Genomic DNA, 626 nt, shown 5'->3' with positions numbered 1-626 from the left:
ATACGCTCATCGGTACAAATAGAATTTTCTCCCAATGAAGAAATTGCCCATGTGGCAATTGGCAACAGCGTTGCATGGGAAGTCGCCCCCGCTGGCAATATTCTTTTCCTTAAAGCGCGGGAAGTCCAACCCATTACCAATCTCCAAGTCGTCACCACAAAGCTTGATGGCTCAAAGCGCTCCTATCAATTTGAACTTACGATCAAAGATGGGGAAATTTCCTCTGGACAAGAAACATATTTCCTTGTGAAATTTCGCTACCCACAAGAAGAAGCAGAACAAAGAAGACTCGCAGCCCTTATGCGACAAGAAAAACAACAAGCCCAGCGTATCGATAATGTCTTCAACGCTTCTGAAACCTACGGACCACGCAATTGGGCTTACACCGCTCAAGGATCAAGCGTGCTCGAACCCTCCTCCGTTTATGACAATGGCAAAACCACAACATTTACATTTCCAGACAACCAAGAAATCCCTGCCATTTACATTGTCAGCAATGACGGTACAGAATCGCTGGTTCCCAAAACCACAAGAGGCAACATGGTGATAGTCCATGCCATTAGCGCACGCTTCACCCTAAGACAGGGAAGAAACGTCCTATGCGTCTTTAACGAAGCCTATCAACC

Annotated in this window: 1 protein-coding gene; it reads left to right on the top strand. The window is 46.2% G+C overall.

Translation table 11 applies throughout. The features are described from left to right. Positions 1–626, top strand: a 626-nt coding sequence (locus tag ACFIKD_RS09740; protein ID WP_375647949.1) for a TrbG/VirB9 family P-type conjugative transfer protein, incomplete at both ends; no start/stop codon positions are given.

This window comes from Bartonella sp. CR84HXZ (genome assembly GCF_042194535.1).
GTDB lineage: Bacteria > Pseudomonadota > Alphaproteobacteria > Rhizobiales > Rhizobiaceae > Bartonella > Bartonella grahamii.
This window is presented reverse-complemented; position numbering and strand designations above follow the sequence as displayed.